A 3,824-nucleotide genomic window follows, 5' to 3' on the forward strand; every position below is an offset into this window, starting at 1 on the left:
CCCGTCTTGTTGTGGGGGCCCTTCGCAGCCGGCATCTTGTCGCCAAAAAACGCTGCAGTGATCCCGACCATGTTTCCCTGGCTATGGCAGACCACCGTAATCGGCACGTCGGCCTGCTTCTCTCGGATCGAACGGATCAGATTGGCAAGCCGCAGTGCGGCCAGAACCATGTAGGCACGCGGCGGCGTCGCGTAGACGAGGCGATCCGTTGCGTTCAGCGCCTGCACACTCAGGAAACCAAATGCCCGGTCATCAAGCCCCTTGGCCCAGAGGTCCGCCAGCGTCCCGCAGCCGTTCGCAAACGGACCACCGCCCCAATAATTCTGCTCGTTCAGGAAGACGTTTGCGCCGTACTGCTTCAATTCATCCTTGCTGGCCTTGTAGCCCCAACGGAAGTGGATAACCGGTGAGAACGACGGATCGGGCTTGACGTACGTGTTTGAAAGAAGCTTCGGATTCAGATACCCATCCGGCGTCAAGCTCTCCGTATATTGCACAGGTTGCATCTGCCCGCCTTCGACACCCTTGTACATCATCTGGTCGTCAAGCCGCCCGAGCCGCCGGTTCAACCCACGGCACAAGCCCTCCTCCGCCGCGGTGAACCACTCTCCCTCGGAATTCACCCCATGCACAAAAATCACAACGCCAGGTAACGGCATCTGTTTCAGGCAGAGGAAATCGCTGTTGCTGAACAGCGTGGTGCTCTGTCCGCCACCGACCTGTACGCGCGGCGCCCCCGCGCCGGCCGCATCGGCCGCGTTGCCTGTCTGCGGCACCGATGGATCAAGATAGGAATCTGTCATGTTCCCTACGTCTTCCCGTATTCAGTTCAACTGCTTTTTTTAAAGAAGTTCACGACGAACGATTCGAACTGGTTGCCGCTGAGCGGCGCCAGCTTGCCGCTGCCATCGGTCACGCCCTTGACCAGTTCCCCCGATGCCTTGCGGACTTCACCCTCGTAGCCCTTCACGGGTTGCCCATCCGACGCCCGCACAAGCTTCGGAACCCGCCCCAACGGTGCGTGATCAAACTTCGGCATATCGGTGCTCATGCTCGCCGGCCCACTCCACGTATGCCCCGCCGATTTCACCGTGAAGCTACCGGGGCACCCCAATTCGATATCGCCACCTTGCAGCTTCAGATAAGCCCCACCGGACGTCACGAACACCACCTGATCGCTGGCCATGCCCGCGAGCTTGCCGCCCGCCGCCGTCATTTGAATGTTCTTAGCCGAATCGATTTGCGTATCGTTAGCCTGGCTCTGCAATAGGACCTTGCCCTGGTTCGCGACAGCCGTGACGTCGTCGGCCTGCGCAAACATCGCGACGCCATGTCCCGCTTGCAGATTGATCCGCTGGCCGCTTGTAACTTGCACATGCTGCTGCGCGACTTGATCGATGTTTCCACCGGCATAGGTCACGTGAGTCTTCGGCGTCACGCTCACAAACCCAGCCTGCGCACCCAATGCCATCAGCGGTTCACCGCCCGGCGCTTGCCATCCCTTGAGCGCGCTGGCCACTGCACTCTGGCCCGTCGTCTCCATCGCCAGCCCACCATGCTGTCCGGCGTAGTCACCGAGCGATTTGAACAACTCCGTACATTCGCTAAGCAATTGAATGAGTTCGTCACGATCGAGGTGGTTGCCGCTTGCCTGCGCCCGCGCGTACGTCGTCAGCAAAATGCCCTGCGCCGCGCGCAGCGCCGCGGCCGCATCCGTGCGCACTTCCGCCCCTTCGCCTCGCGCCTCACCCACGCCATTGCTGCGCGGGTGCGTCAGAAACCCGAGATTCAACTCGGTGGCTCGATGCGCGCTCGATAGCTGGGCACTGATTTGGCCCGGCGTGTCGTCCAAACGCATCTGGTTATACCGCTGGCCCTTCACTTCCCGCGTCTTCACACCCGACACATAGCGATTGCCGGGCAACGAACCCGTGTTGCTGAACGTCGCCGGCATGTTCGGGCCGTTGTGAAAGATACCTGCGACATACATCTTATCGGGATCACCGCCATGAAAGTCCAGCAGCACCTCCATCCCCTTCCGTGGCAGCCAGTTCTCCCCGAAGTCGTCGCCGGCTAGGCCCGTCATCACCCGCAACCACGCGCTATCGCCTTGGGTACCGTTCGTGCCCATCCCCTTCGCATGCTCGTGATCTGTCGGATCGAGCCCTTGCAGCTGAACGTTGATGCGCCCGAACGCGTCGCAATAGATCTCTTCGCCGTCGGGTGTGACGACGATGCCAACAATCGGATGCACGCGCGGCAAATGCACATGCGGATCGTAGCCAGGCGCCAGCGGCATATCCCGCGGCACACCACTGAACGTGTTCTCGTAGCGGCTTTGCGTCGAATCGCCAAAGACGCTCGGCCTCGCCGGCGTATCCACCGAAACAGGCGGCGATTCGAACGACCAGCGGCTCGCCGTGAACAACGCTTGCGCCCGCTGGTGCAGATCCTTAGGCAAATTGTTTTCGGCGCGATGATGCAAGCTCGTGATCATGATCCGGCGCTCGCTTTTCGTCAGGCGCTCGCGCTCGGCAAATCTGCCTGCCTCCACTTCAATCCACTCGCCGACGACGAGATCGCGAATACCGCTCGCACCTTCGACGTGCGACGCCCGCGCGTCATGCGATTTCACGCGCGCCAAGCCGATCCGGTCGTAGTGGGCGGACGAATCCGCGATATGGGGCGAGTCGATGCGCGAATCCATCAGCAAGGCGCCGAGATCGTTGCCCGCCTTGCCCTGATCCACGCGCGTCGGCCCTTGGATCCGGTCCATCCTGCCGGGCTTGTGATCCCAACTGAAACGCCGGATCGCACCCGCCACCAGTTGCCGGGCGGCGCACAACAACGTCACGGCGTCGCGTTCGCCGATCGTCGCATCCGGCCGGTACTGCACCGTGCCAAGCGCGGACCGGCTCAGCTTGATCGCGTTGTCGTACAGGACAAGCGTGTGTGCGGTGTCGCCCGCCTTGCCCGCATCCTTTTGACCGGGTTTGCCTGCCCGCACGAACCAGCCAATGCCCTCTCGCCGACATAAGCGGCGAACGAAATGCGCATCGGATTCATCGAACTGAACGGTCTGTTCTCTAGTTGGAAGCTTGGCACGATCGACATTCGAGATATCGAGATAAAACGCACCGGCCAGGACCGTGCTGTTTTGCCGCCATTCCCCGACAAGTGTCTGAACGACATCCAATACGTTGCACTGCCGAAAAATTCGCGTATTGATGCGCCGCTCTAAAATCGAGAGCGCATCTTGTATAATTATCTGGTAAGTGCTAAGCGAACCATCTGACTCGCCATTACGCGCATCGACCACAATCCCATTAATGGCATGCAATCGGCCTTGGTCCGTGACGAGTTGGACCGAGACGGGCAAGCCGATCAGCGTCGTCAAAGGCACGCCCACGCTGGTAGAGACGCAAGAAATAGTGCCCTCGACTCCACCGCACAGACTTTCCTGTATATCGACACGTTGCGCCAACAGTAGGTCTTCTAATTGTTGTTGCTGCTCTCCCCATTTGAGACGAACCGCTCGATTTCTTTGCGATGGCAGCGGCCCCAATGATGCTCGCGACAGGTCTGGATAGTTCACAACTTGTTCTCACAATGAAATACGCAATGCGCATTTAATACCCGCCCACCGCGATCAAAATCGCCCGCTCGGGAGCAATCACTTCAACCAAGGAAAGGCGGAAATTTATCAGGGACCGACAATGGCGTCAAAGAAATGAAAGGAGAAGGAAATATTTCCGTCAAGATTTGATGGAAAGTAATAAATGCCGATTACGCGCGTTTCCGTCGACCCTTCATCCAGCCTTCCC

At 59.5% G+C, this 3,824-nt stretch carries 2 protein-coding genes; both read right to left on the reverse strand.

What is annotated here, in order from left to right; genetic code table 11:
- A partial coding sequence (locus ACTHL0_RS15885; protein WP_440567768.1) for a T6SS effector phospholipase Tle3 domain-containing protein occupies nucleotides 1-803 on the reverse strand: 803 nt, incomplete at its 3' end.
- 26 nt (nucleotides 804-829) lie between these two features.
- The gene (locus ACTHL0_RS15890; RefSeq protein WP_440567769.1) at nucleotides 830-3,595 is read right to left on the reverse strand and encodes a type VI secretion system Vgr family protein; all 2,766 of its coding nucleotides are present in this window, start codon (nucleotides 3,593-3,595) and stop codon (nucleotides 830-832) included.
- Nucleotides 3,596-3,824 lie beyond the last annotated feature (229 nt).

This window comes from Trinickia sp. (assembly GCF_051961175.1).
Taxonomy (GTDB): Bacteria; Pseudomonadota; Gammaproteobacteria; order Burkholderiales; family Burkholderiaceae; genus Trinickia.